Source organism: Streptomyces sichuanensis (genome assembly GCF_020328095.1).
In the GTDB taxonomy this organism is placed as follows: Bacteria; Actinomycetota; Actinomycetes; order Streptomycetales; family Streptomycetaceae; genus Streptomyces; species Streptomyces cinnamoneus.
The window spans coordinates 1-20,783 of the sequence record NZ_JAIXMK010000125.1; the positions used below are offsets into that span (position 1 = coordinate 1).

Annotated in this window: 15 protein-coding genes and 1 pseudogene; 1 reads left to right on the forward strand and 15 read right to left on the reverse strand. The window is 72.2% G+C overall.

The window, feature by feature from the left end:
* Positions 1-485, reverse strand: a pseudogene (locus tag LE181_RS26695) (hypothetical protein); the annotation flags it as partial.
* A gap of 438 nt (positions 486-923) precedes the next feature.
* Here LE181_RS26695 and ileS point away from each other — a divergent pair.
* On the forward strand, positions 924-4,058 hold the full coding sequence (gene ileS / locus LE181_RS26700) for an isoleucine--tRNA ligase (protein WP_225664063.1): 3,135 nt from the start codon (positions 924-926) through the stop codon (positions 4,056-4,058).
* 170 nt (positions 4,059-4,228) lie between these two features.
* Here the strand turns inward: ileS and LE181_RS26705 are convergent, their stop codons facing one another.
* The 14 genes from LE181_RS26705 to LE181_RS26770 all read right to left on the reverse strand — a co-directional run bounded on the left by LE181_RS26705 (position 4,229) and on the right by LE181_RS26770 (position 20,607).
* Positions 4,229-5,398 carry a DivIVA domain-containing protein gene (locus LE181_RS26705; protein WP_190112846.1) on the reverse strand — a complete coding sequence of 390 codons (1,170 nt, stop codon included), beginning with the start codon at positions 5,396-5,398 and terminating at the stop codon, positions 4,229-4,231.
* Between the two features lie 61 nt (positions 5,399-5,459).
* Positions 5,460-5,744, reverse strand: a complete 285-nt coding sequence (locus LE181_RS26710; RefSeq protein ID WP_099197393.1) for a YggT family protein — start codon at positions 5,742-5,744, stop codon at positions 5,460-5,462.
* 71 nt (positions 5,745-5,815) lie between these two features.
* Positions 5,816-6,427 (reverse strand): cell division protein SepF, encoded by a 612-nt coding sequence (locus tag LE181_RS26715; protein ID WP_225664064.1) that lies wholly within the window; start codon positions 6,425-6,427, stop codon positions 5,816-5,818.
* 121 nt (positions 6,428-6,548) lie between these two features.
* On the reverse strand, positions 6,549-7,268 hold the full coding sequence (locus LE181_RS26720; protein WP_225664065.1) for a YggS family pyridoxal phosphate-dependent enzyme: 720 nt from the start codon (positions 7,266-7,268) through the stop codon (positions 6,549-6,551).
* 3 nt (positions 7,269-7,271) lie between these two features.
* Positions 7,272-8,039 (reverse strand): peptidoglycan editing factor PgeF, encoded by a 768-nt coding sequence (pgeF, locus tag LE181_RS26725; protein ID WP_372458505.1) that lies wholly within the window; start codon positions 8,037-8,039, stop codon positions 7,272-7,274.
* 27 nt (positions 8,040-8,066) lie between these two features.
* Complete coding sequence (gene ftsZ, locus LE181_RS26730) at positions 8,067-9,308, reverse strand: cell division protein FtsZ (protein ID WP_225664066.1); 1,242 nt, start codon at positions 9,306-9,308, stop codon at positions 8,067-8,069.
* 240 nt (positions 9,309-9,548) lie between these two features.
* Positions 9,549-10,439, reverse strand: coding sequence for a cell division protein FtsQ/DivIB (locus LE181_RS26735; RefSeq protein WP_372458506.1), 891 nt, complete (start codon positions 10,437-10,439; stop codon positions 9,549-9,551).
* 29 nt (positions 10,440-10,468) lie between these two features.
* Entirely contained in the window at positions 10,469-11,563 is a 1,095-nt protein-coding gene (murG, locus tag LE181_RS26740) for an undecaprenyldiphospho-muramoylpentapeptide beta-N-acetylglucosaminyltransferase (protein ID WP_225664067.1), read from the reverse strand.
* A 6-nt stretch (positions 11,564-11,569) separates the two neighbouring features.
* On the reverse strand, positions 11,570-12,961 hold the full coding sequence (ftsW, locus tag LE181_RS26745; protein ID WP_225664068.1) for a putative lipid II flippase FtsW: 1,392 nt from the start codon (positions 12,959-12,961) through the stop codon (positions 11,570-11,572).
* 56 nt (positions 12,962-13,017) lie between these two features.
* Complete coding sequence (gene murD / locus LE181_RS26750) at positions 13,018-14,445, reverse strand: UDP-N-acetylmuramoyl-L-alanine--D-glutamate ligase (RefSeq protein WP_225664069.1); 1,428 nt, start codon at positions 14,443-14,445, stop codon at positions 13,018-13,020.
* On the reverse strand, positions 14,442-15,506 hold the full coding sequence (gene mraY / locus LE181_RS26755; protein ID WP_190112838.1) for a phospho-N-acetylmuramoyl-pentapeptide-transferase: 1,065 nt from the start codon (positions 15,504-15,506) through the stop codon (positions 14,442-14,444). Before mraY ends, murD begins: the two co-directional genes overlap by 4 nt.
* Positions 15,506-16,927, reverse strand: a complete 1,422-nt coding sequence (locus LE181_RS26760; protein WP_225664070.1) for a UDP-N-acetylmuramoyl-tripeptide--D-alanyl-D-alanine ligase — start codon at positions 16,925-16,927, stop codon at positions 15,506-15,508. Before LE181_RS26760 ends, mraY begins: the two co-directional genes overlap by 1 nt.
* A 65-nt stretch (positions 16,928-16,992) precedes the next feature.
* The gene (locus LE181_RS26765) at positions 16,993-18,687 is read right to left on the reverse strand and encodes a UDP-N-acetylmuramoyl-L-alanyl-D-glutamate--2,6-diaminopimelate ligase (protein WP_225664071.1); all 1,695 of its coding nucleotides are present in this window, start codon (positions 18,685-18,687) and stop codon (positions 16,993-16,995) included.
* A gap of 12 nt (positions 18,688-18,699) precedes the next feature.
* Positions 18,700-20,607, reverse strand: coding sequence for a peptidoglycan D,D-transpeptidase FtsI family protein (locus LE181_RS26770; RefSeq protein WP_225664072.1), 1,908 nt, complete (start codon positions 20,605-20,607; stop codon positions 18,700-18,702).
* Positions 20,608-20,783 lie beyond the last annotated feature (176 nt).

The window sequence follows — 20,783 nt, forward strand, 5'->3', positions numbered from 1 at the left end:
GCGGCGGCAGCTTTGGAGGCCGCCTTCCTGACGGGCGCGGCCTTGGCAGCGCCGGCTTCGGGCACAGCCTTGGCGGCAGCCTTGGACGCTGCCTTCTTGGAGGGTGCCGCCCTGCCGGCGGTCTTCTTGGCAGCCGCGCTTTCGGCCGCCCCCGCCGCGGCGACGGCCTTCTTCGCGGGCGCCGCCTTGGCCGCCCCGGCCTCGGCCGCGGCTTTTTTGGGCGGTGCGGCCCTGGCAGCCGACTTCTTGGCGGGCGCGCCTTCGGCCGCCCGGGCATTGGTGGCCTTTTTCGCGGCGGGGGCTGCCCCGCCCGCACCAGCCTCAGAGCCGGCTGCCCCGGTCTTCTTGGCGGGGCCCGCCTCCCCGACGTCAGCAGCCCGCGCGGCGGCCGCCGCCTTCTTGGCCGGTGCGGCCTTGGCCGACGTGGCGGCGGCCTTCTTGGGCGCCGCAGCGGCGCGTGGCTTCGGCGCCGGCTTCTCCGCCATGGCCGCGACCCCTTCACATTTTATGATCTTGCGCGCAAATCGTGCGGGAACGATAAATCGGCGCAGGGCACGCGGCAACGGGGCACGCCGGTCCCGGTCCGTTGTGACCCGCCTCCGGCCCCGTAATCGGTGGGCTGCCGTCCGTCCGGCCCCGTACACTGGGCGGCAGCGAAAGGCGTGGAAGGGACGAGTAGCGCCGCACGCAGCCATGAGCGACCCGGGGACGGTGCGAGCCCGGGGGTGTGCGCGGTGTGAAGATCAGCCCCGAGCCGTCGGAAGAACGCCCCACGGGGTCAGTAGAACCGGCATCGCGATCCCAATGAGGGGGCCGGAGGCATCCGCCTGCGGCCAAGGAGGGTGGTACCGCGGGAAGCGCCGAAGGAGCGCGTTCTCGTCCCTCCGACGGACAGCGCAATGACGTTCCGCCGGAGGAAGCCGATGACGCAGTACCGCCAGGTACCCGCACAGGTCGACCTGCCCGCCCTTGAGCACGCCGTGCTCGAATTCTGGCGTGAGAGCAAGACCTTCGCCCGTACCCTCGAACAGTCCGAGGGCCGCCCCGAGTGGGTCTTCTACGAGGGCCCGCCGACCGCCAACGGCATGCCCGGCGCGCACCACATCGAGGCCCGCGTCTTCAAGGACGTCTTCCCCCGCTTCCGCACCATGCAGGGCTACCACGTGGGCCGGAAGGCGGGCTGGGACTGCCACGGTCTGCCCGTCGAGCTGGCCGTCGAGAAGGAGCTCGGCTTCTCCGGCAAGCAGGACATCGAGAAGTACGGCATCGCCGAGTTCAACGCCAAGTGCCGCGAGTCGGTGACCCGCCACACCGACGCGTTCGCCGAGCTCACCACCCGCATGGGCTACTGGGTCGACCTGGACGACGCCTACCGGACGATGGACCCCGAGTACGTCCAGTCCGTCTGGTGGTCGCTCAAGGAGATCTTCAACAAGGGCCTGCTGGTCCAGGACCACCGCGTCGCCCCCTGGTGCCCCCGCTGCGGCACCGGCCTGTCCGACCACGAGCTGGCGCAGGGCTACGAGACGGTCGTCGACCCGTCCGTCTTCGTCCGCTTCCCGCTGACCTCCGGCCCGCTCGCGGGCGAGGCGTCGCTGCTGGTGTGGACGACCACCCCGTGGACGCTGGTGTCCAACACGGCCGCCGCCGCGCACCCCGACGTCACCTACGTCGTGGCCAGCGACGGCAACGAGAAGCTCGTCGTCGCCGAGCCGCTGCTGGAGAAGGCCCTCGGCGAGGGCTGGACGGCCACCGGCCAGTCCTTCACCGGCCGTGAGATGGAGCGCTGGGCCTACCGCCGCCCGTTCGACCTGGTCGAGCTGGAGGACGCCAACTTCGTCGTCAACGCCGAGTACGTCACCACCGAGGACGGCACCGGCCTCGTCCACCAGGCCCCGGCCTTCGGTGAGGACGACCTCAGGACCTGCCGCGCCTACGGCCTGCCCGTGGTGAACCCGGTCCGCCCCGACGGCACCTTCGAGGAGGGCCTCGACCTCGTCGGCGGCCTGTTCTTCAAGAAGGCCGACGAGAAGCTCGTCGCGGACCTCACCGAGCGCGGCCTGCTCTTCAAGCACATCGCCTACGAGCACAGCTACCCGCACTGCTGGCGCTGCCACACCGCGCTGCTCTACTACGCACAGCCGTCCTGGTACATCCGCACCACCGCGATCAAGGACCGGCTGCTCGAAGAGAACGAGAAGACCAACTGGTTCCCGGAGTCGGTCAAGCACGGCCGCTTCGGCGACTGGCTGAACAACAACATCGACTGGGCGCTCTCCCGCAACCGCTACTGGGGCACCCCGCTGCCCATCTGGCGCTGCGAGGAGAACCACCTCACCTGTGTCGGCTCGCTGGCCGAGCTCACCGAGCTGACCGGCACCGACCAGAGCGGCCTCGACCCGCACCGCCCGTACATCGACGACGTCACCTTCACCTGCACCGCCGAGGGCTGCTCCCACACGGCCGTCCGGGTGCCGGAGGTCATCGACGCCTGGTACGACTCGGGCTCCATGCCGTTCGCCCAGTGGGGCTACCCGTACAAGAACAAGGAGCTCTTCGAGCAGCGCTACCCGGCGCAGTTCATCTCCGAGGCCATCGACCAGACCCGCGGCTGGTTCTACACCCTGATGGCCGTCGGCACGCTCGTCTTCGACAAGTCGTCGTACGAGAACGTCGTCTGCCTGGGCCACATCCTCGCCGAGGACGGCCGGAAGATGTCCAAGCACCTGGGCAACATCCTCCAGCCGATCCCGCTGATGGACCAGCACGGCGCCGACGCGGTCCGCTGGTTCATGGCCGCCGGCGGCTCCCCCTGGGCCGCGCGCCGCGTCGGCCACGGCACGATCCAGGAGGTCGTCCGCAAGACGCTCCTCACCTACTGGAACACCGTCGCCTTCCAGGCCCTGTACGCCCGCACCTCCGGCTGGGCGCCGTCCGCGTCCGACCCGGCGCCGGCCGACCGTCCGCTGATCGACCGCTGGCTGCTCGGCGAGCTGAACGCGCTGACCGACCAGGTCACCCAGGCCATGGAGTCCTACGACACCCAGCGCGCCGGCAAGCTGCTGTCGTCGTTCGTGGACGACCTGTCCAACTGGTACGTGCGCCGCTCCCGCCGCCGGTTCTGGCAGGGCGACGCCGCTGCGCTCCGCACGCTGCACGAGGTCGTCGAGACCGTCACCCGGCTCATGGCACCCCTGGTGCCGTTCATCACCGAGCGGGTGTGGCAGGACCTGATCGTCCCGGTCGACCCGCAGGCCCCGGAGTCGGTCCACCTGGCCACCTGGCCGAAGGCCGACACCGCGCTGATCGACCCGGCGCTCTCCCAGCAGATGCTGCTGGTCCGCCGCCTGGTCGAGCTGGGCCGCGCCACGCGCGCCGAGTCCGGCGTCAAGACGCGCCAGCCGCTCTCGCGCGCGCTGGTCGCGGCGGCCGGCTTCGAGGCGCTCGGCGAGGAGCTGCGCGCCCAGATCGCCGAGGAGCTGAACGTCTCCTCCCTGGCCTCCCTGTCGGAGGTGGGCGGCTCGCTGGTCGACACCACGGCCAAGGCGAACTTCCGTGCCCTGGGCAAGCGGTTCGGCAAGGGCGTCCAGGCCGTCGCCAAGGCCGTTGCCGCGGCCGACGCCGCCGCGCTGTCGCTGGCGCTGCGCGAGGGGAACGCCTCCGTCGTCGTCGACGGCGAGACGGTCACCCTCGCCCCGGACGAGGTGATCATCACCGAGACGCCGCGCGAGGGCTGGTCGGTGGCCTCCGACTCCGGCGCCACCGTGGCGCTCGACCTGGAGATCACCCCGGAGCTGCGGCGCGCGGGCCTGGCGCGTGACGCCATCCGTCTGATCCAGGAGGCCCGCAAGAACAGCGGCCTGGACGTGGCGGACCGGATCGCCCTTCGGTGGACGTCCACCGATGAGGAGACCGAGACCGCTCTGACCGAGCACGCCTCGCTCATCGCGGACGAGGTCCTCGCCACGGACTTCGCCACCGGCTCCGCCGACGACTCCTACGGTGAGCCGTTCGTGGACGAGGGCCTCGGACTGACGTTCCGCCTCCGTAAGGCGTAAGCAGACGGGTGAACAACCCCCCGGCGCCACCGCGCCGGGGGGTTTTCGCACGCCCCGGCGGCAGCCGGTCGGGCGAAGCCCGCGCCGCAGGTTGCGGGCACGCAGAAATGGGCCGGGCCCCTGGGATCACCCAGGGGCCCGGCCCATATGTGCCGACGGCTACGCGGCCGTCAGTTGTCGTCCTCGTCGATCAGGAATCCGCGCATCGGCGACGGCGCCTGCATCGGCTGCGGGCTCTGCGGCCGCACCGGTGCCATCGGCTGGGTCATCGCCGGCGACATCTGCTGCTGACCGCCGTACGACGGGGCACCCGTCGACGGGCCGCCGTGGCCGCCCATGGACTGGTTGCCGCCCATGGAGTGACCGCCCATGCCCGCACCGGCCGAGGCCATCGACCCGCTCATCGAGGGGGCCGGCGGCAGCGACGCGGCCGCAGGGGTCCGCGGCGGGGCCAGCGAGTCGTCCGCCTGGTTCTCCAGCTGACGCAGCTGGCTCTCCAGGTAGGACTTCAGGCGCGTGCGGTACTCGCGCTCGAAGCCGCGCAGGTCCTCGACCTTGCGCTCCAGCGTGGCGCGGGCGGACTCCAGCGAGCCCATCGCCACGCGGTGCTTCTCCTGCGCGTCCCGCTCCAGGGCGTCCGCCTTGGCACGGGCGTCCCGCTCCAGACCCTCGGCACGGCTGCGGGCCTCGCCGACGATCTTGTTGGCCTCGGAGCGGGCCTCCGCGATCGCCTGGTCGGCCGTCTGCTGTGCGAGCGACAGGACGCGGGCCGCGCTGTCACCGCCGGGACCCTGCCCCGGCTGCGGCAGCTGCGGGCCACCCATGGGACCGTTCTGCTGCATCGGGTTCTGACCCATCGGACCGTTCTGCTGCATGGGGTTCTGCCCCATCGGTCCGTTCTGTCCCATCGGGCCGCCCATGGGGCCACCCATCGGACCGTTCTGTCCCATCGGGCCGGGACCGTGCGGGCCCTGGGGACCGTGGCCGTGGCCGCCGGGGCCGGCCGGCAGCTGCGGGGCACCGCCCGGAAGCTGCGGCGGGCCGCCCATCTGCTGCTGGTTCGGCGGCACCGGCTGCGGTCCGGATATGGCGGCGGGCACCGGAGCGCCAGGTCGTTGCTCCTGGGGCTCGGGCTTGCGCATGGCCTGCTGCTGGTTCTGCGCGGCGGCGCGCGTGGCAGCCGCCAGCTTGGCGCGCAGGTCCTCGTTCTCCCGGAGCAGACGGGTCAGTTCGGCCTCGACCTCGTCGAGGAAGGCATCGACCTCGTCCTCGTCATAGCCTTCTCGGAGGCGGACGGTCGTGAACTGCTTGTTCCGCACGTCCTCGGGGCTCAGCGGCATCTCTTCTTCACCTCAACGTAGTCGTCGGCAATCGGCAAGACCGTATCGTTCACAGCCGCGTTCACAGCCGGCTCACGACGGTGATCAGGATGTAGACGATGATCATCAGTACGAAGAAGGACAGGTCGAGCGCCACGCCCCCGAGACGCAGCGGCGGGATGACCCGCCGCAGAAGCTTGAGTGGCGGATCGGTGACAGTGTAGGTGGCCTCCAGGACCACCACCATCGCCTTACCGGGTTGCCACGAGCGGGCGAACTGGAAGACGTAGTCCATCACCAGCCGGAAGATCAGCACGATCAGGAAGCAGTACAGCGCGATGTAGATCACCTGCTGTGCGATGCCCATCTCGCGCTTCCCTCTCCCCTTGCTCGTACTCGGCCTGACTGGCCGTTGTCCGGATTGCCCGGTGTTGCGTCTCAGCTCTGGTTGAAGAACCCACCCTCTGCGATACGGGCCTTGTCCTCCGCCGTGACATCGACGTTAGCAGGAGACAGCAGGAACACCTTCTGCGTCACCCGCTCGATGCTCCCGTGCAGTCCGAAGACCAGACCGGCGGCGAAGTCGACGAGCCGCTTCGCGTCGGTGTCGTCCATCTCGGTGAGATTCATGATCACCGGGGTACCTTCGCGGAAGTGTTCCCCGATGGTACGGGCCTCGTTGTAGGTCCGGGGGTGCAATGTCGTGATGCGGTAGGGCTCCCGCTCGGACACAACCTTGGGCATGATCACCGGTGCGTTCTTCTCCAGAGAGTGGCGTTCGGGTGTGATGGACGACACGGGGGCGATTCGGGCGGGTCGTCCCGCTTCCGCTACGAGCGGAGCGGCCTCGCGCTGCGCGGGCGGCTGGGCGACTCGAACCGGTTCGTCCGATTGCGTCTGTTGTGCTTGATGTGTCTGGTGCTGCTGCCGGCGCCGGTCCGGCTCGGGCTCGGGCTCGAACTCGTCGTCGGGGTCGAACCCCGGGCCGTCATACCCATCGTCCTCCACGAGGCCGAGGTAGACCGCCATCTTGCGCATCGCGCCGGCCATTCTCTGCGTCCTCCGCTCTGTGGTGGATCGGCTCCGTCAACGGCGCCCGGATCCACGTGGTCCGCCCGCCTTTTGACGGGAATGACCATATTTTCTGCTGTGGTCCGACTTCCTGGCGACGTTACCCGAGCCGGGGTCGGACTCCGAGTACCGCCGAGCCGACACGTACATGTGTCGCACCGGCCGCTACGGCGTCCTCAAGGTCCGCGCTCATCCCTGCTGACACCATGTTCGCAGCCGGATGGGCCGCGCGCAGGTCCGTTGCGATTTCCATCAGCCGGTCGAAAGCGGCCCGTGGCCTTCCCGCATAAGGGCCGGCGAGCGGAGCGACCGTCATCAGCCCGGCGGGCCGCAGCCCTTCCGCGCCGGCGATCTCCCCGGCCAGCTCCGGCACCCCGTCGGGGGCCACTCCGCCGCGGTCGCCCCGGGCACCGGACTCCGCGTCAAGCGCCACCTGGATGAGGCAGTCCAGCCGGCGCCCGGCCCGGACCGCCGCCGTGGACAGCGCCGTGACCAGTCGGTTCCGGTCAACGGAGTGCACCACATCGGCGTAATTCACCACCGACCGGACCTTGTTTGTCTGCAACTGGCCGACGAAGTGCCAGGTAAGCGGCAGATCCGAGCACTCGGCGGCCTTGGGGGCCGCGTCCTGGTCCCGGTTCTCCGCCACGTGCCGCACGCCCAGCCCGGCGAGGAGACGGACGTCGCTCGCCGGGTAGGTCTTGGTGACCACGATGAGCGTCACCTCCTCCCGCTTGCGGCCCGCTGCGGCACAGGCGGCGGAGATACGTTCCTCCACCCGGGCGAGGTTGTCCGCCAATTGGGTTCTACGGTCCGTCACTGCTCAGCCGTCCAGCCACACGTAGCTCGCGAGGCGCCCCGTGGTGCGCTCCCGCCGGTAGGAGAAGTGGTCCGCCGACTCCAGCGTGCAGACGGGGGACCTGCCGGCGACGGTGACTCCCGCCCGACCGAGCTGGGCGACCACCCCGCCCGCGACGTCCAGCGCCGGGGTGCCCCGGCGGGTGGTGGCGTGGGCCTCCGGCACCGCCGCGGCGACCTCGGCCCGCATGGCCTCGGGCACCTCGTAGCAGGAGCCGCAGACCGAGGGGCCGATGTGGGCGAGGATCCGGGCCGGGTCGGCGCCCAGCCGGAGCATCTCCTCCACCACCGCCGGCACCACCCCGGCCAGCAGTCCCGGCCGCCCGGCGTGGGCGGCGCCCGCGATCCCGGCGACCGGGTCGGCGAGCAGCACCGGGGTGCAGTCCGCGGTCAGCACCGCGAGGGCCAGGCCCCGACGGGCCGTCACCACGGCGTCCACCGCCGGGATCACTCCCGTTTGCCCGGCTTGCCAGGGTCCGTCCACCACGGCGACGTCCTTGCCGTGGACCTGGTTCATCCAGACCACCGCGGCCGGGTCGAGGCCGAGCGCCCCGGCCGCCCGCTCGCGGTTGGCCAGGACGGCGGCGGGGTCGTCGCCGACCGCGCCGCCGAGGTTGAGCTCCGCATACGGAGCGGCGCTCACCCCGCCCCACCTGTCGGTGAAGGCGAAGTGGGCGCCGCTCGCGTGTGCCACGTGTTCCACGGGGGGCACTGTGTGCTGTTGCCCTATCACTGGGGGCTGCTCACCGGTTCCTTGAGGTCACTTCAGGAAGTCGGGAACGTCCAGTTCCTCGGCCGTCGAGTCCTGGTACGGACGGGCCGGGGGCACCTGGGGGGACGCGACCGGGGGCGGCGGGACCTCGGCGACCGGCACCGGGTCCGGCGCGGGCTCCTCGGTGCGCGGGGTCACGCTGCCGAGGCCGCCGAAGGAGGGCCGGCTCGGCTCGGACGGCACGGCGGCCGGACGGCTCGCGGTGGCGGTGGAGGTCTCCTCGCGGCCGGAGCCGTAGGAGGAGCCGCCGAGCACCTTGTCGCGGCTGCCCTTGGCCGGCGGCTGGCCGCCGTCGAAGCCGGCCGCGATGACCGTCACGCGCACCTCGTCGCCGAGGGCGTCGTCGATGACCGCACCGAAGATGATGTTCGCCTCGGGGTGGGCCGCCTCGCTGACCAGCTGCGCCGCCTCGTTGATCTCGAAGAGACCGAGGTCGGAGCCGCCGGAGATGGAGAGCAGGACGCCACGGGCGCCGTCGATGGACGCCTCCAGCAGCGGCGAGGAGATCGCCATCTCGGCCGCGGCCACCGCGCGGTCGTCGCCGCGGGCCGAGCCGATGCCCATGAGGGCCGAGCCCGCCTCGGACATCACGGACTTGACGTCGGCGAAGTCGAGGTTGATCAGACCCGGGGTGGTGATCAGGTCGGTGATGCCCTGGACGCCGGACAGCAGGACCTGGTCGGCCGACTTGAACGCGTCGAGCACGCTCACCTGGCGGTCCGAGATGGACAGCAGTCGGTCGTTGGGGATGACGATGAGGGTGTCGACCTCGTCGCGCAGGCTGGCGATGCCGTCCTCGGCCTGGTTGGCGCGGCGCCGGCCCTCGAAGGTGAAGGGCCGGGTGACCACACCGATCGTCAGGGCGCCCAGGGAGCGGGCGATGTTGGCGACGACGGGTGCGCCGCCGGTGCCGGTGCCACCACCCTCGCCGGCGGTCACGAAGACCATGTCGGCCCCCTTGAGGACCTCCTCGATCTCCTCGCGGTGGTCCTCTGCAGCCTTGCGGCCGACATCGGGGTTCGCGCCGGCACCGAGGCCACGGGTGAGTTCACGGCCGACGTCCAGTTTCACGTCGGCGTCGCTCATCAGCAGGGCCTGTGCATCGGTGTTGATCGCGATGAACTCGACGCCCTTGAGACCGACCTCGATCATCCGGTTGATGGCGTTGACGCCACCGCCGCCGATGCCGACGACCTTGATGACTGCGAGGTAGTTCTGCGGTGCTGCCACGTCGAAGGCCTCTCGCCTCGATTTACGTATGCCTGGGGGCGGTTCTCAATGCCGACCCGAACCCTAACGTTGAAGTTTAGGGTTACCGGTGTCACTGTTCCCTGGGTTCTCTGAAGCAGGACACTAAGTCGACAAGCGGCGCGGCTTCAACGAACACGCCGAACCTCCCGTTTTTCTTTTCACCCTATGTGATCACCCATAGCCGTAGCCAACCAGGGTGCTGGCCGGGCGGGAGCGACGTCAACTCCCGGACACCGCGGGGGCGCCGGGAGCGCTCACGTCGAAGCGTTTCGCGCCCCCCGCGGCCTTGAGCAGCGCGGTGAGCGTGCGGGCCTTGGCGTCGCTGCGCTCGCCGCTGCCCCAGACGATGGTCCGACCACCCGTCAGTTCGACGGTGATGGCGTCGTACGAGCGCACGCGGATGACGCGGGTGTCCCCCCGGACGGGATCGGGCAGGGCCGCGGCGACCCGGACGGCCTCGCGCTCCAGCCGGTCGGTGCCGAAGCGCCGGTGGCTGGGCGAGCGGTCGGGCTCCACCACCAGCCGGGGCACCTTGTCGAGGGGATGATCGACTGTGGCGAACCGCACGCCCTCGCCGTCGATTTCGATGAACTTTCCGCCCTTTTCGAGGAGCGCTTTGGGCTGCCGTTCGGTCACTTCGAGACGGATCCCGTGCGGCCAGGATCGTTCGACGTCCACCGTGGCGATCCGCCGCAGCCTGGTGCGCAGGCGTTCGGCGATGGCGTCGGTGTCCACGGAGGCGAGGGGCTCGCCGAGCGGGACCTCGGCCGCCTCCCGCACCTCGTCGGGCGTCAGCACGGCGGTGCCGCCGACCTCCACCCGGGTGACGCGCAGCCAGGTGGACCCGTAGAGGGCCCACCAGGCCGCCGCGCCGAGGAGCACGGCGGCCACGGCCCACAGCAGCGCCCTGCGGCGCCGCAGCGGGCGGGAGCGGGGTCCCAGGGGGCGTGAGCCGCCCTTGCGCGGCCGCCCGCCCTTGCGGGGCGGGCGGGACGGCGGCGCGGCGGGCCGGGACCGCTTCGGCGGCGTGGCCGACCCGGCCGACCTGGACGTGGCGGTCTTCTTCCCGCCCTTGCCGCCACCGCGCCGGGCGGTCGTCGGTCCGGCCACGCTCCCCAGCCTCCTGCTCCTACGGGCCGTCAGCCCGCTCTGCGTGCGGCAATCGCCTCGTACACCATGCCGACGAGCAGCTCGTCGGCGTCCCGGCGGCCGAATTCGGCGGCCGCGCGGGACATGTCGTACAGCCGGTGATGGTTGGTCAGCACCGGGACCACCTGGCTCATCACCCACTCGGGGGTGAGTTCGGCGTCGTCGACCAGCAGGCCGCCGCCCGCCTTGACCACGGGCTGGGCGTTGAGCCGCTGCTCGCCGTTGCCGATGGGCAGCGGGACGTAGGCCGCCGGGAGGCCGACGGCGGACAGCTCCGCGACGGTCATCGCGCCCGCGCGGCAGAGCATCATGTCGGCCGCGGCGTACGCGAGGTCCATCCGGTCTACATACGATACCGGGATATAGGGCGGCATTCCGGGCATGTTGTCCACATGCGGCAGTTCGTTCTTCGGACCGACCGCGTGCAGGATCTGGATGCCGGAGCGCTGCAGCGCCGGGGCGACGGCCTGGACGACCTCGTTCAGCCGGCGGGCGCCCTGCGAGCCGCCGGAGACCAGCAGCGTCGGCAGGTTGGGGTCGAGCCCGAAGTACGCCCGCGCCTCGGGACGGACGGCCGCCCGGTCCAGCGTGGCGATCGTGCGGCGCAGCGGGATGCCGACGTAACGGGCGTTGCGCAGCTTGCTGTCCGGCGTGGACACCGCGACGGATGCGGCGTAGCGCGAGCCGATCTTGTTGGCCAGGCCGGGGCGGGCGTTGGCCTCGTGGACGACGATCGGCACGCCGAGCCGCTTGGCGGCCAGGTAGCCGGGCAGCGCCACGTAGCCGCCGAAGCCGACGACGCAGTCGGCCTTGGTGCGCTCCAGGATCTGCTCGGCGGCCTTGATGGTGCCGCGCAGCCGCCCGGGGACGGTGATCAGCTCCGGGGTGGGCTTGCGGGGCAGCGGTACGGCCGGGATCAGCCCCAGCTCATAGCCCCGCTCGGGCACGAGCCGGGTCTCCAGGCCCCGCTCCGTGCCGAGCGCCGTGATCCCCACGGTCGGGTCCTGCCTGCGCAGGGCGTCCGCGAGGGCGAGCGCGGGCTCGATGTGGCCGGCGGTCCCCCCGCCGGCGAGTACGACATGCACCGAAATTCACCGCTCTCCGGACGGTCGCTTCTTGACGCGCCGTCTCATCGTCTTCCATCTCACCCCAGGCTGCCGCATGGCCAGTGCCGCCCGCGCACCGGGTTCGTCGCGCGCGAAGGCGATCAGGAGCCCGATGGCGAACATGGTCGGCAGCAGGGCTGACCCTCCGTAGGAGAACAGCGGGAGCGGGACACCGGCGATCGGCAGCAGGCCGAGCACCGCACCGATGTTGACCACGGCCTGGGCCGTGATCCAGGTGGTCACACCTCCCGCGGCGTACCTCACGAAGGGGTCCTCCGTGCGTCCGGCCACGCGGATACCCGCATAGCCTAGAGCCGCGAACAGGGCGAGTACCGACAGCGTCCCCGCCAGGCCCAGTTCCTCGCCGGTGATGGCGAAGATGAAGTCGGTGTGGGGCTCGGGGAGTTCGCCCCATTTCTCCACGCTCGCCCCCAGTCCGGCGCCGAACCAGCCGCCGTTGGCGAGGGCGTAGATCCCGTGCACGGCCTGCCAGCACTGGTCGTGGGCGCCGGGGTCGGTCGCCCCGATGCACTCCAGGCGGGACATGCGGTTGGCGCTGGTCTTGATGAAGAGTACGGCGAGCACGGCCGTGACGCCGAACACTCCGGAGAAGAGCCTGGTCGGGGCGCCCGCCACCCACAGCAGGCCCAGCAGCACGGTGGTGAGCACGACGGTGGTGCCCATGTCGCCGCCGAGCATGATCAGGCCGAGCAGCAGGAACGTGACGGGCACCAGCGGCACCAGGAGGTGCTTCCACTGGGTGAGCAGCTTCTTGGACTGCTTGCGGGCGAGCAGGTCGGCGCCCCACAGGACGAGCGCGAGCTTGGCGAACTCGCTGGGCTGGAGCTGGAAGGGGCCGCCCAGGGAGATCCAGTTGGTGTTGCCGTTGATGGTCTCGCCGATGCCCGGCACCTGGACCATGCACAGCAGGAGGACGGAGACCGCGAGCAGCGGGTAGGCCAGGGCGCGCAGCAGCCTGACGGGCGTGCGGGCGGCCGCGAGCAGCAGCACGGTGCCGATGGCGGCGGCCAGCAGCTGTTTGCGGAAGAAGTAGCTGGGCGCCAGGCCGTTCTGCAGCGCCTTGATCTGGGAGGCGGAGTAGACCATCACCAGGCCCAGCACGGTGATCAGCAGGGAGCCCCCGAGCACCAGGTAGTAGGCGGTCAGCGGCCGGTCCCAGGCGCGTCTGGCGCGGGCGTGCAGCCCCCGCAGGCCGCCCTGGCCGCCGCGGGGGCGCCGGGGGCCGCCGGGGGCGCTCCGCACGGCCGGGCGGGGCGCCCGTACCGGACGGGAGCGGGCGGCGGGGCCACCGCGCAGGGCGGTCCCCAGGGCGCGCAGCCAGGGCCCCTCGACGTACTGGGCGTGCTCGGCGTGCATCCGGGTGTCCCCTCCGCTGGTCTCCCGCCGCCGGCCCGCGCCGTGGGGACCGGCGGCTACTCCTGCGCGCCCGGGCCCGCGGCCAGGTCCCGCACCGCCTCGGCGAAGGCCGCGCCGCGCTTGTTGTAGTTGGTGAACATGTCCATCGAGGCGCACGCCGGGGCCAGGAGGACGGTGTCCCCCGGGCCGGCGAGGCGGGCCGCCTCGCGCACCGCCGCCGCCATCGCCCCAGTGTCGGTCCGGTCGAGGTCGACCACCGGGACATCCGGGGCGTGTCGCGCGAGGGCTTCCCTGATCAGCGCCCGGTCGGCCCCGATGAGGACGGCGCCGCGCAGCCGCTTCGCGGAGGCGGCGACCAGCTCGTCGAACGTGGCGCCCTTGGCGAGGCCGCCCGCGATCCACACGATCGACTCGTACGCCGCCAGGGACGCCCGGGCGGCGTGGGTGTTGGTGGCCTTGGAGTCGTCCACGTAGGCCACGCCGTCGACGTCGGCGACGTGGGCGATGCGGTGGGCATCGGGCCGGAAGGCGCGCAGGCCCGCCCGTACGGCCGCGGGCTCCACCCCGAACGCGCGGGCGAGGGCGGCGGCGGCGAGGGCGTTGGCGATGTTGTGCGGGGCCGCCGGCTTGATGTCGGAGACCTCGGCGAGCTCCTGGGCGTTCTTGTGCCGGTCCGGCACGAACGCCCGGTCCACGAGGAGGCCGTCGACGACACCGACCATGGAGGGGCCGGGGGCGCCGAGGGTGAAGCCGATGGCGCGGCAGCCCTCCTCGACGTCGGCCTCCATGACCAGGTGCTCGGTGGCGGGGTCCTCGACGTTGTAGACGCAGGCGATGCGGTTGCCCTCGTAGATGCGGCCCTTGTCGGCGGCGTACGCCTCCATGGAGCCGTGCCAGTCGAGGTGGTCGGGCGCGAGGTTGAGCACGGCCGCGGAGTGGGCGCGCAGCGACGGCGCCCAGTGCAGCTGGTAGCTGGAGAGCTCGACGGCGAGCACGTCGTACTGCTGCTCGCCGAGCACCACGTCGATGATCGGCGTGCCGATGTTGCCGATGGCGGCGGTGCGCAGGCCGGCGGCCTCCAGGATGGAGGCGAGCATCTGGACGGTGGTGGTCTTGCCGTTGGTGCCGGTGACCGCGAGCCAGGGCGCCGAGGTCTCGTCGCGCAGCTGCCAGGCGATCTCGACGTCGCCGACCACGTCCACGCCCGCCGCGGCGGCCGCGGCGAAGAGCGGGCTGTCCGGCTTCCAGCCGGGCGAGGTGACGACGAGGTCGGTGCCCTCGGGCAGGGAGTCGGCGTCGCCCAGGCGCACGGTGACGCCGGCGGCCTCCAGCGGGACGGCGCGCTCGCGCAGTGCCGCGCTGTCGCCGCCGTCCACGACGGTCACGCGTGCGCCGAGGCCGGCCAGGGCGCGGGCGGCGCTGACGCCGCTCACGCCGAGGCCGGCGACGGTGATGTGCTTGCCGTTGAAGCTCACGCGGCTCACTTGATGGCCAACCATCCGGCGTAGAAGATTCCGAGTCCGACGGCCACGCACAGGCCCTGGATGATCCAGAAGCGGACCACCACCAGGACCTCGCTCCACCCCTTGAGTTCGAAGTGGTGCTGGAGCGGGGCCATCCGGAAGACGCGCTTCCCGGTGAGGCGGAAGGAACCGACCTGGATCACCACGGACATGGTGATGAGGACGAACAGACCGCCGAGGAGGGCGAGCAGCAGCTCCGTGCGGGAGCAGATCGCGAGGCCGGCGAGCGCGCCGCCGAGGGCGAGCGAGCCGGTGTCACCCATGAAGATCTTGGCGGGCGAGGTGTTCCACCACAGGAAGCCGAAGCAGGAGCCCATCAGGGCCGAGGCGACGACCGCGAGGTCGAGCGGGTCGCGCACCTCGTAGCAGGCGGCGCCGGCGGTCAGCGGGTTGCCGCAGGACTGTCCGTGCTGCCAGGTGCCGATGAAGACGTACGCACCGAAGACCATCACGGAGGCGCCGGTGGCGAGGCCGTCGAGGCCGTCGGTGAGGTTCACGCCGTTCGACATCGCGAGGATCATGAACAGCGCCCAGACCACGAAGATGACCGGGCCCACGGACCAGCCGAAGTCCTGGGTGAAGGACAGCCGCGTGGAGGCCGGGGTCTGGCCCCGGGTGTCGGCGAACTGCAGCGCCAGGATGGCGAAGGCGATGCCGACGATCAGCTGGCCGGCCATCTTCGCCTTGGCGCGCAGGCCGAGGCTGCGCTGCTTGACGATCTTGATGTAGTCGTCCAGGAAGCCGACCAGGCCCATGCCGGCCGTCAGGAACAGCACCAGCAGGCCCGAGGTCGTCGGCTCCTTGCTGGTGATCACCTTGGTGACGGCGTACGCGATGAGCGTGGCCAGGATGAAGGCGATGCCGCCCATGGTGGGCGTGCCCTTCTTCCCGGCGTGGCCGCGGGGGCCGTCGTCGCGGATGAACTGGCCGTAGCCCTTGCGGGCGAGGAACTTGATCAGCAGCGGGGTGCCGATGAGGGTCAGGAACAGACCGATGACACCCGCGAAGAGGATCTGGTTCATCAGCCGGCGACCTCACCGTCGACCGCGAGCAGCTGCTCGGCCACCCGCTCCAGCCCCACCGACCTGGACGCCTTCACCAGTACGACGTCTCCCGGGCGCAGCTCGCTGCGCAACAGGTCGACCGCCGCCTGCGCGTCGGACACGTGCACCGACTCCTCACCCCACGAACCCTCGTTATAGGCGCCCATCTGCAGCCAGGCCGCTTCCCTGCCCCCGACTGCCACGAGCTTGCTGACGTTGAGCCGGACGGCGAGCCGTCCGACAGCGTCGTGCTCGGCGAGTGACTCCCCGCCGAGCTCGGCCATCTGACCGAGTACTGCCCACGTACGTCCGCCCCTAGCCCGTGCGGCTTCGCCCATGGCGGCCAGCGCGCGCAGCGCGGCTCGCATGGACTCGGGGTTCGCGTTGTAGGCGTCGTTGACGATCGTCACGCCGTCCGCGCGCTCGGTGACCTCCATCCGCCAGCGGGAGAGCTGGCCCGCGCCGGAGAGCGCCTCGGCGATCCTGGACACGGGCATGCCCAGCTCATGGGCGACGGCGGCGGCGGCGAGCGCGTTCGACACGTGGTGCTCACCGTACAGGCGCATGGTCACGTCGGCGCACCCGGTGGGTGTGTGGAGCGTGAAGCAGGGCTGCCCGGTGGCGGTCAGGCGGACGTCCTCGGCGCGGATCTGCGCGTCGGGGGCCTCGCCGAACAGGACCGTGCGGGCCTTCGTGCGGCCGCTCATGGCCCGCACCAGGGGGTCGTCGGCGTTGAGCACGGCGATGCCGCCCTCGGCCGCGGCCGGCAGGGCCTCGACGAGCTCGCCCTTGGCCCGGGCGATCTGCTCCCGGCCGCCGAACTCGCCGATGTGGGCGGTGCCGACGTTGAGGACGACGCCGATGCGCGGCGGGGTCAGCTCGGTGAGGTAGCGGATGTGGCCGATGCCGCGGGCGCCCATCTCCAGGACGAGGTTGGCGGTGCCGGCGTCGGCGCGCAGCGCGGTCAGCGGCAGGCCGATCTCGTTGTTGAGCGAGCCGGGGGTCCACACCGTGGGGGCCAGCTGCTGCAGGAGCTGGGCGATGAGGTCCTTGGTGCTGGTCTTGCCGGCCGAGCCGGTCAGGGCGACGACGGTGGTGCCCAGCCGCTCGACGACGGCGCGGGCCAGGGCGCCGAGCGCCCGTTCGACGTCGTCCACGACCACGGCGGGGACGCCGACGGGGCGGGCGGCCAGCACGGCCGCCGCGCCCGCCTCGACGGCGCGCTGCGCGTAGTCGTGGCCGTCGACGTGCTCTCCGGCGAAGGCGGCGAAGAGGCTGCCCGGCTTCACCTCACGGGAGTCGATGACGACGGGACCGTCCACGACGGCCTGCGGGTCCGGTATGTCGTGCTGCTGCCCGCCGGTGACGGCGGCGATCTCGGCGAGGGTCAGTGCGATCACCGGTGATCACCTCCCGTCGTTCGGGAGGGCTGCCGGGGGGAGGGTTGTACGCGCATGGCGGTCTGTCATCCCTGGTCGTTCCGGTGCGTGGTGACCGCTCGGCTGTGCTCGATGGCCTCGCGCAGCACCCGGCGGTCGTCGAAGGGGCGTACCACTCCGGCGATGTCCTGGCCCTGCTCGTGGCCCTTGCCCAGGACCAGGACGGTGTCACCGGGTTCGGCACGGGCGACGGCGGCGGCGATGGCGGCGGCGCGGTCCTCCATCAGGAGGACGGTGCCGCGCTCGGCGGCGGGCACCTCGGCGGCGCCCGCAAGCATGGTGGCGAGGATCGCGAGGGGGTCCTCGGAGCGGGGGTTGTCGGACGTCAGCACGGCCGTGTCGGCGAGGCGGGCCAGCGCGGCGCCCATGGGGGCGCGCTTGGTCCGGTCGCGGTCGCCGCCGCAGCCGAGGACGGCGTGGATGCGGCCGGTGCCGACCTTGCGCAGGGCGCGGAGAACCGATTCGACGGCGTCCGTCTTGTGGGCGTAGTCGACGACGGCCAGGTAGGGCTGGCCCGCGTCGACGCGCTCCAGCCGGCCGGGGACGCCGGTGACGGCCGCGACGCCGTCGGCGGCGGTCTGCGGGTCGGCGCCGGCGGCGACGAGCGCGACGATGGCGGCGAGCGCGTTGGCGACGTTGAACGGGCCGGCGAGCGGCGCCCTGGCACTCACCCGGCGGCCCTCGGGGCCCACCACGGTGAAGGTGGAGTCGAACGGGCCGATCTCCACGTCGACCGCGCGCCAGTCGGCGTCCTCGCGGCCCTCGGCGGAGAAGGTGACGACGGGGACCTCGGACTCGCCGCGGGCGAGCCGGCGCCCGTACTCGTCGTCGAGGTTCACCACGCCCAGGCGGCTGCGCTCCTTGGTGAACAGCTCCGCCTTGGCGGCGAAGTAGTCCTCCATGCCGCTGTGGAACTCCATGTGCTCCGGGCTGAGGTTGTTGAAGACCGCGACGTCGAAGACGCAGCCGTCGACGCGGCCCAGGCGCAGGGCGTGGCTGGAGACCTCCATGGCGACCGAGCGGACGCCGCGCTCGCGCATGACGGCGAAGAGCGCCTGCAGGTCGGTGGCCTCGGGGGTGGTGCGCTCGGACTTGACCCGCTCGTCGCCGATGCGGGACTCCACCGTGCCGATCAGGCCCGTGGGGCCGGCCATGGCCCGCAGCCCACCCTCGATGAGGTAGGCGGTGGTGGTCTTGCCGGAGGTGCCGGTGATGCCGATCTGCAGCAGGCCGGTGCCCGGCTCGCCGTAGATCGTGGCGGCGAGGGCGCCCATGCGGTCGCGCGCGTGGTCGACGGCGAGGACGGGCAGGCCGGTGGCGGCGGCGCGCTCGGCGCCCTCCGGGTCGGTCAGCACGGCGGCGGCGCCGAGGCCGGCGGCCTGGGCGGCGAAGTCCGCGCCGTGGAAGCGGGCGCCGGGCAGGGCGGCGTAGACGTCGCCCGGGCGGACGGCCCGCGAGTCGTGGGTGATGCCGGTGACCGTGACGGCCTCCGCCCCCTGGGGGGCGGGGATGCCCAGCTGACCGGCCAGCTCCGCGAGGGGCACGGGGCTGACCCGCGTGGGGCGGGGCGCTCCCTGGGTCGCGGCGGGGGCGTCCTGGGCGGTGGTGTGGGACTGATCAGCGTGGGGCACGGCGGTGAGCGTACCGGGCGCACCCGCCTCGCGGCGAAGCGAGGGGCGCCCCGGGCCGCGGTTCCCCGGATCGGGAGTGATCGTCGTCACGGCCGGCCCGGCTCACTGCCCGTCGTAGCTCACCGGCAGCCGGGGCGGCTGGGAGCCCGAGGGCGGCACCTGGAGGGACTTCAGGGCGAACTCCATGACCTGTTTGAAGACCGGCCCGCAGATCTGCCCGCCGAAGTAACTGCCCCGGGTCGGATTCTGGATGGCGCAGTAGACGGTGAGGCGGGGCTGGTCGGCGGGGGCGAAGCCGGCGAAGGAGGCGGTGTAGCCGTGGTAGCGGCCGGTCCGCGGGTCCACCCGGTTGGACGTGCCGGTCTTGCCCGCGACGCGGTAGCCGGGGATCTTCGCCTTGGTGCCGGTGCCATCCCGGTCGTCGACCACCGATTCCAGCATCGCGGAGAGCTCCTTGGCGGTCTTCTCGCTGATCACGCGGGAGCGGGGCGGGGACTGGGCGGGCTCGAAGTGGTGGTCGGGGCCCTTGGTGCCGCGGATCAGGGAGGGCTGTACGCGCTCGCCGCCGGCGGCGATGGTGGAGTAGACGGACGCGGCCTGCACGGCGTTGAGGGACAGTCCCTGGCCGAAGGGGATGGTGAAGGGGCGGGAGGACTTCCAGTCCTGCGGCTTGGCGAGGATGCCCGGCGTCTCGCCGGGGAAGCCGAGGCCGGTGGGGCGGCCGATGCCGAACTTGCGCAGGTAGCCGTAGAGGACCTCGTTGGCCTCCTCACGGGTCTTGCCGAGCTGCTCGCTGGCCAGGATGGTGCCGATGTTGCTGGACTTGGCGAGCACGCCGTTGAGGGTCAGGTACCAGGTGGGGTGGTCGACGTCGTCGGCGAAGTTGCGGTCCGCGCGCGGCAGCCGGTTGGGCACCTCGACGTGGGTGGCGGGGGTGGCCACACCCTCCTCCAGGACGGCGGCCATGGTCATGATCTTGCTGACGCTGCCCGGTTCGTAGGCGTCCATCAGTGCGCCGTTGCCGAGGGCGGAGCGGTCGGCGCGGTCGAGCTCGTTGGGGTTGTAGCCGGGGGCGTTGGCCATGGCCAGGATCTCGCCGCTGCGGGTGTCCTGGACGACGACGTAGCCGCGGTCGGCCTGCGACTCCTTCACCTGCCGGGCGATGGCGCTCTGGGCGGCCCACTGGATGTCGCGGTCGATGGTCAGCTCTACGTCGGAGCCGGGCACGGCGGCCTGCTCCTTGACGTCCCCGGTGGGCACCTGGCGGCCGCCGGACTGGGCGTAGACGCGCCGGCCGTTCTTGCCGGCGAGGACCTCGTCGAGCTGGGCCTCCAGGCCCCCGGCGCCCTGGCCGTCGGCGTTGACGAAGCCCAGCAGGCCGGCGGCGAGCTCGCCGTTGGGGTAGACGCGCTTGCTGTGGGACTCGCGGTTGACGCCGGCGAGGACGTTCACGCCCTGCTGCCGGGCGGCCTTGTCGGCCTGTGCCTTCTTCAGCTCCGCGATCTCCTTCCAGACCTGCGGGGCCTGCCGGCGGGCGAGGACGACGTACTTCGACTTGGGGTTGGCCGTGAGCTTCTCCTCCAGCACGCCGGGCTTCTCGTGGAGCACGGGCGCGAGCAGCTCGGCGGCCCGCCGGGCGGAGCCCGCGGCCTTGGTGCGCTCGGGCGTGAGCAGGTCGGGCGCGGCGGTGATGTCGTAGGCGTCGACGGTGGTGGCGAGGTCCACGCCGGAACGGTCGGTGATGGCGCCGCGCTCGGCGGCCAGCGTCACCGGGATGTAGCGGTTGACGTTGGCGCGGGCGGCGTAGGCGTCGGCGTCGACGGCCTGCACCTGCAGCAGGCGCACGGTGAAGACCAGCAGGACGAGCGTGAACCCGAACCCGATCATCCGCAGCCGGGGGCGGGGACTGCCCAGCCGGAGGGCCTGGGACCCGGGGCGGGGGCGTGCGGGGCGCGCGGCCGGGCGCGCGGGCCCTGGAACCGGGCGGCGGGGCTGCCTGGGCGCCGTCACGACCTCACCTACCTGACCTTGTGCCTGTTGCCTGACCTGGTTACGGGTTCCCGGCCGCGGTGGGCTGCGGGAGCGGCGGGACGGGAAGCGCCGGCACGGGGGCGTCGGCGGGACGTGCGGGGGCCACGGCCGGTGCCGTGGGCGGCCGGCCGGGGCCCGGGGGCACCGCGGCCGGC